The 7,070-nt window shown below is 40.6% G+C and carries 3 protein-coding genes and 1 pseudogene; 1 reads left to right on the top strand and 3 read right to left on the bottom strand.

What is annotated here, in order from left to right; genetic code table 11:
- Positions 1–652 precede the first annotated feature (652 nt).
- On the bottom strand, positions 653–2,803 hold the full coding sequence (locus PCORN_RS19705; RefSeq protein ID WP_065520146.1) for an LPXTG cell wall anchor domain-containing protein: 2,151 nt from the start codon (positions 2,801–2,803) through the stop codon (positions 653–655).
- A 455-nt stretch (positions 2,804–3,258) separates the two neighbouring features.
- On the opposite strand from PCORN_RS19705, the pseudogene PCORN_RS15340 reads away from it, so the two are divergent.
- Positions 3,259–4,279, top strand: a pseudogene (locus tag PCORN_RS15340) (WxLIP family cell surface protein).
- 320 nt (positions 4,280–4,599) lie between these two features.
- On the opposite strand, the gene PCORN_RS21435 reads toward PCORN_RS15340, so the two are convergent.
- Together PCORN_RS21435 and PCORN_RS15335 are read right to left on the bottom strand one after the other, a co-directional pair.
- Positions 4,600–4,725 (bottom strand): LPXTG cell wall anchor domain-containing protein, encoded by a 126-nt coding sequence (locus PCORN_RS21435; protein ID WP_159102619.1) that lies wholly within the window; start codon positions 4,723–4,725, stop codon positions 4,600–4,602.
- 10 nt (positions 4,726–4,735) lie between these two features.
- Positions 4,736–6,814 (bottom strand): MSCRAMM family protein, encoded by a 2,079-nt coding sequence (locus PCORN_RS15335; RefSeq protein ID WP_149024387.1) that lies wholly within the window; start codon positions 6,812–6,814, stop codon positions 4,736–4,738.
- Positions 6,815–7,070: the final 256 nt, after the last annotated feature.

Raw genomic sequence — 7,070 nt, 5'->3', positions numbered from 1 at the left:
TCCAACTCCTAGCTGTTTGGACATGCCGTTAATGGTATATTTCGCCTTGGAGGCTATTTTTTTTACTGCGGTATGTTTTTCTTCGACGGAAAAACGTGTGCGTTTTGACATACAAAAAACTCCCTTATAAAGTAGATTTGGAATTTTTGTTTTTTCCATTGTCTACTCTATAGGGAGCATATCAAATACACGTCGAATAATGGTTTTTTTATGATTTTTAAAGCTGATTTACCGCTTTTCTAGACTATTAGACTTTTTTTGTAAAATAAGCACTTTTCCTGTAATGTATCTGCTATAATATCGATAGAGAAGTGTGAGACGGAAGGCTAGTCCAATGGAAAGGGTGATGCCTTATGTATCTTAATTTGTCGTTGCCCCCAGAAAGTGCAACTAGTGTCTGTGTACGAAGCTCTGAGCATTGCAATATCCTTTGCTATGCTCGTTCTCTACATTGATCGTGATCAAGACAAAAAGAGATAACCGTCCCTACTTTGACCAAAAAGTAACGGTTATCTCTTCGTTATAATACGGCCACCGTTTCAGACGGCTCTGACTTGAGGGTTGTGTTGACGCACGACCCTCTTTTCGTATTTATTATAGCAAATCATCTGCATTATAGCAAATCATTCTTTCCTAAAACAAGCTTCATGAATTAGTCTTCTAATTTTGTGAATTTACGTTTCAAAAGCATATAAACTGCTGTTAAAATGGCACCCAGTCCTGCTGTCAATGGAATAATCGGCATTGTGTCACCAGTTTTCGGCAAGTCTTTTGCGTTTCCTGATGTACTTGTTTGCGTATCTGCTACGCCCGGAGTATTTTTGCTATCTGTTACTTCTGGAAGTGTCGGCTTGTTGTTGTTTCCTTTTTCAGGTGTAACAACGACTCCTTTATCTGGTTGTTTTTCTGGATCTGTTACTTCTGGTACCGTTGTAGCCTCGCCAAGCGTTACATTCGTGGCTGTTGCCCAATTGTTAAGCGGTGTGATGGTATAAACCGTATCTTTGTCTAGCTCACCACTCACAAGGTCAAAAATGCCTGTTGTGCCTTGACGTGAAGAATAACGATATTGTGCTACTAGTGTCGTACCATCCGCGCCTTTAAGTTCTACTTGACGCCCTGCAAGTAAATCCATACCTGGATCTTTAGCCAATGTTAGCTCAAATGATTTGGCATCGATGGCTTTTGCCTCCGCGATAACTAGCGGTGCGATTTCTTTTGCTGTGAAGGATGCCTTGGCAACATCAGCCCAATCAGAAGTAATCGTGTATGTCACGCCTGGCGTCAATTTTTCACCGACTGGTAAACGGAATTTCGGTGCTTGGCGACGGTCGGATGCTTGCGTAAATGGCACATAGTTCGCCGTATATACATCACCATTCGTTCCAGTTAATGTCACGTTACGATCGCGTAAAGAGGAAATAACTTGAAACAGTTTACCGTTTGCATCACGATTATCATCATCAATCGCAAAAGCTTGGTCGCCGCGCCCGCCAGCATATGCGGCAATAATGTTCGCGTAATCAACCACGCCATCCGCTTGGAAGGACTCGATTTCAAACGTATCATTCGTTACCTGCGCTGAATCTCGCACGTTAATTTTAGCCGAACTACCAACAAATGTCTCTACCTGCGTTCCTTTATAGCTCAATGTGTAGGTTTTCCCAGGTTCTTGCACGGTCACAGGCACAATATAAGTGCTCTTAGATCCTGACTTCAAACGTGGTACATTCACGATACTCAAACCATCACTAAATACAAAAATTTTCTTAATCGCGTCTAAATTACTGTCCGCCACTTCATCTGCCGAAAGCGCCTCAGGAAAAATAATTTGTAGCGTCATCGCGTTTAATGACTCGATTTTGTACGCTCCTTTTTGACCTAATGTAATTTCTGTACTTGCAGCCCAGTTATTTTGTGGTACAATTTCATAAGCGATTGCTTCATTCAGTGTACCTCCACCAGTCACATCAAAAGTACCTGTCGCACCTTGGCGTGAAGAGAAACGATAGCTTGCAGTTAGTTCACTACCGTCCGTGCCCTTCAAAATGACACTGCGTCCAGCGAGCAAGTCCATACCAGGATCAGCCGCTAACGTCAGTTTAAAAGAAGTCGCATCTACAAATTCTGCTGCATCAATCGTCAATGGCGCCATAGCGCGTGCTGTAAAGGTAGGATTCGCAATTGTCGCCCAGTTAGAAGTCACGGTATACGTCACGCCTGGTGTCAACGTTTCTCCCGCAGGCAAGCGGAATTTCGGCGCTTGACGACGATCCGATGCTTGCGTAAATGGTACATAATTTGCCGTATATATATCGCCATTCGACCCAGTAAGCGTCACGCTACGATCACGTAATGACGAGATCACTTGGAGCGCTTGACCAGCCACATTTTTATTATCATCATCGATTACAAACGCTTGGTCCCCACGTCCACCAGCATAGGCCGCGATAATATTCGCATAATCAACGGTACCATCCGCTTGGAACGACTCCAGTTCAAACGTATCACTCGTCACTTGGTTTGTATCACGAATTCCAACTTTTACATTGCTTCCCGTGAAAGTTTGCGTCGCGCCACCTTTATAACTCAGCGTGTAACTCACACCAGGATTCTGAATCGTCACCGGTACGATATACGTGTCTGTAGAGCCAGATTTCAAACGCGGTACATTGACAATACTAAGCCCACCGCTAAACTCAAAATGTTCCTTAATCGCGGCCAAATTACTATCCGCAACATCCGCCGTCGGTAACGTGCCGTCAAACTTAATTTGTAACGTCATCGCGTTTAGCGAACGCAATTCAGTGATCGCCGCTACACTTGCCGTGGTTTCACTTGTTCCTACAGCCGAAGCTCCAATTGGTGCTACTTGTGGTGCTACACCTGCGATAATTGTCGTGGCTACTAATATAGAAGATAATACTTTTTTTTGATTGTGTCATTTTAACATTCTCCTTTTTATTTCGAAAATTGATACTCTCTACATCATAGCGCTCAAATCTAAACTGAAAATAAGCTACAGATTAAATAATTATTAACCGACATTAAATTCCAATATCATTTTTTTCCTAACCCTAAAAGTTTATGATAAAATCCCTATTATCCGATTTTTATAACGTATACTTAGTATGTAATCAAGTTCACAAACCTCCAGACATAACCCCCTTTTTTTTCCCCCTCAAAACTCTCTAGTGCGTGCCCCCTCTCCGCTAGAGAGTCCTTATTATTGTCATTATATTTTAGGAGGAACTCTGCATGAAAAAACTAATGACCCTATTTTTAATCGTACCGTTATTGGCCTCATCGCTCTTATTTCCAGTACACAGCGATGCATCTGAAATGAACTTCTCCGTAAGTGCGAGCATACCTGAAAATCAAATCGACAAAACGAAAAACTACTTCCATCTGAAATTAGCGCCTGGGAAAAAGCAGATCGTAGATGTAACGCTGACAAACGAAACCAATCAAGAGTTGACCGTCCTGACTTCTGTAAACACCGCAGTTACGAACGATAACGGCATTGTCGACTACAGCCAAGAAAATCCAAAGCTTGATGAAACGCTGAAATACCCGATATCTAAGCTCACAGAATCCGCGGGCGAAGTCGTCCTTCCAGCCAACTCAAGCAAAAATTATCCCATCAAAATAAACATGCCAAACGAAGCTTTCGATGGTACTATCCTCGGTGGCATTTATTTTAAAGAAAAAACACCTGAAAAAAAAAGAATCGCAATCTAAGGACATTCAAATCGAAAATCAGTACGCGTACGTCATCGGTATGATACTTTCTCAAAATGATACGCAAGTCAAAGCAGATATGACCTTAAACGAGATTACACCAACACAAATAAACTATCGCAATGTCGTGACGGCGAACTTGCAAAATACAGAATCCGCGATTCTTAAAGATCTAGACGTTGAAGCACAAATTTTTAAGAAAGATGGGACAAAAGTTTTGCATGAAGGCTCTAAACAAAACATGCACATGGCTCCCAACTCCAATTTCAACTTTCCCATTAGTTGGGGAACGAAAGAATTCGAACCTGGAAAATACCGCTTAGATATGATTGCAACAAGTGGCGAACAAGTCTGGAAATGGTCTGAACATTTCACAATAGACGGGAAAACTGCAGATGAGTTAAACGAATTAGCACTTGACATTGAAAAAGACTATACATGGTTATACATTATCGCCGGCTCTATACTAGCTCTCTTAGCTCTTATCCTTGTATTCTGGCTAGGTAGAAGATCTAGAAAAGAGGAAGACGAAGAATAAAACCTAAAAAAGCTGTCAAATTTGGCAGCTTTTTTTAGCTATTAATATTTCGTTCTAGCAGCAATTTTACCGTACTTTTTCAAGTTTCCCATTTGGTAAGAAGTTGACGCCACCGCCGTACTTCAAGACGTAATAAACCATTGTGTTCACGATATCATCTACATAATGCTCGCTCTCTTTCGTATCTGGGTCTATACGGATTGATTCTCAATTTCTTCCGGCTCATAGTAATCCTTCTCCGCAACTTCGGATATATTGATTTCTTTATCTGTAACAATATCACTAATCAAATACTGAGAAAAATAGATGTATTCACTCTATCATTCTTTTCGTCTGATTAAAATAGCTAAACCAAGCGTTACCAATCCCATTCCAAATAAAACAGATGCACGCGCGTCACTATCGCCTGTTTTCGGTATTTTTTTTACTTCTGGCTTTGCTTCCAACTGTATATTTTTAGGTTTTTTTTGATGTATTTTTTATTGGGAGCTTCTCTGGTGATATCATCTCTGGGACTTTATTCGGCGGACTAACCGGTGGCAATAATTGCTCTGGTATAACGATTTTTTCGCGTCTATTTTCCTTAATGACCCGAACAGGTGCATCATTCTCACCAATCTTAATATCAAAAACCACCGGCATATCATTCAGCACATACTCTTGTGGTGCTTTCGTCTCGATAAATTGATAGCGACCTGGCGTCAACCCTGATACTACTATCTCTCCTGCCGCATCCGTGACAAGTTCTGTAAATAAAACCTTACCACCCTCGTCTTGCAACTCGAATACTGCATCCGCTAAAAGCAGTTGTTGATTGTCCGCATCTATTTTCGTTAGAGCTACCGTTCCAGATCGAAGTTTGTTCTCCGTTCCTAAAATAATCGGCACAGTATCCGAATCGCTCACCACGACATAATACGATGTGCTATCCAGTATATATCCAGTGGGCGCAGCTGTTTCCGTTATCGTATAGTTTCCTAACGTGAGCGCATTTGAAATCATCAGACCCTCCGCATTTGTCTGCCCTTCAAAAACAAGCTCCTTCTTATCGTTTACAATTTTGTAGTTGGCACCTTGAACTGGCTGGCCCAAGTTATCTACTTTTTTTATTTGAATCCGGCCATCATATTTACGCGTTGAAACCGAGTTGGAATAAATCACGTTATTCGGAAGCGTTAAAAAAGCTTGGTTAGAAAGCTCCTCACCCATTTTCAAGTTTTCCACGTTCACCTTAAAACGCCACTCTGCGACTTCTCCTTTTTGAATGTTTTTTAGTGTTGTAATCAGTAGCTTGTTATCCTCAAGCTTGATATCAAATTTACTTGTATCATAGGCCGCTATTTCAGGAGAAATCATTTTTGCGTTTAACGGATCTGTAATAATAGTCCCCGCTGGAACTGCATCCCCATCCAATAACTCCAATTTCAATGTATAATTAAGCTCATTCTCATCGTGATTTAAAGCCGTCTTATCCACGCTCTTATTTAGAACATAGCTTGTCCCGTAATGCGTGATTGCTTGAACAGCGATTTCTTTTTCAATTGCTGGGCTGTTACTTGCTGTGAAATTCGCTCTATTTTTCGGCGTCCCTAGATTCAGATTGTCGACTGCTAAAGCATACTCTACAAAATAGGTCTCGTCCGCCGCAATATTTCCAAAATCGACTGAAAAACTATTATTTGTCCCATCATATATTATCTTATCTTGGAACTCATCTGTAACATATTTATAAGCAATCGCCGTTCCTTCATCATCAAAATCAGTTACCTTCATGATGCGGATATTATCTTTGGTCATCGAATCACCAGGCACAGCTATCCTTTTAGTTGCTTCAATCAAAGTGGTTCCTTTTGGCAACGTATCCGACACTCTAACATCCTTCAAATCGATACCTCGGTAGTTCACAACAAGCTGGAATCGATTATCCTCAGGCGATGTCGTATTGAGATTAGCATTACCATTCGTATCGAAATCCCCTTTGTACCACTTATCAAAAATAGGAAGTACTAATTTGTTCTCTCGTTGAATGCTTGCGCTTGCTTGTTGCTTATCCCCAGCGTACTCTACTGTGAAATTTTGAGTATCCGCATGTGCATCTCCCACTTTAAAAATTTGCGCTCCGAATTTTATCTGGAATGTACCGGTAAAAGCATCGTTGGCACCAATCATGTTCGTGTCTACTGAAAATACGAGTACATAATCATTGGCACCTTTATCAACACGCTCTAATTTAAATGGTGCTGGGATAGTCATCTTCGTATTGAAGTCGTTTATATTATAGACTATTTCTTTTGGAATCGTGACTGTAATATTGCCCTGCTCTGTCAAAAATGCCCCCGCACTAGCCGAAATATTGACGCGCACATTCACTTCTTCTCGACTTTTTATGACACCTGGAGTTACCGCAATCGATGTTTCTATCGTATCATTTTTACTTACCACCTGACTAACCGCTGCCTCTGTGAATAGCGCACCCAATTGCAAACTTAATAACACAATCATGAACATCGCTATATACTTTCTTGTTTTCATCATTTTCCCCCTTACAATTTTTCTATATCTTCCACCCCGCAAAAAAACGGATTGCCTTGAATATAACACAAATATTAATTCGAAATATATAGATTTAATTATCTTTTCTTACTTCGTTCATCTTTTTTGTGTACATTTTGTGTTTTTTTTACGTTTTTGTTATATATACTATTAAAAAAAGCCACCATAATCAGTCTATTAACAGACCAACTTGGCAACTTTTATAAGCATTATCCTGATTTCCCAAAAGGATTCATTG

The sequence above is a fragment of the Listeria cornellensis FSL F6-0969 genome, from assembly GCF_000525855.1.
In the GTDB taxonomy this organism is placed as follows: Bacteria; Bacillota; Bacilli; order Lactobacillales; family Listeriaceae; genus Listeria_A; species Listeria_A cornellensis.
Note: the sequence above shows the minus strand (reverse complement) of the source record. Positions and strands in the feature narration are given on the sequence as shown.

What these genes read in the sequence shown, in the direction of transcription:
- PCORN_RS15335 (WP_149024387.1), bottom strand. Translation starts at nt 6,814, where the DNA reads ATGATGAAAACAAGAAAGTATATAGCGATGTTCATGATTGTGTTATTA.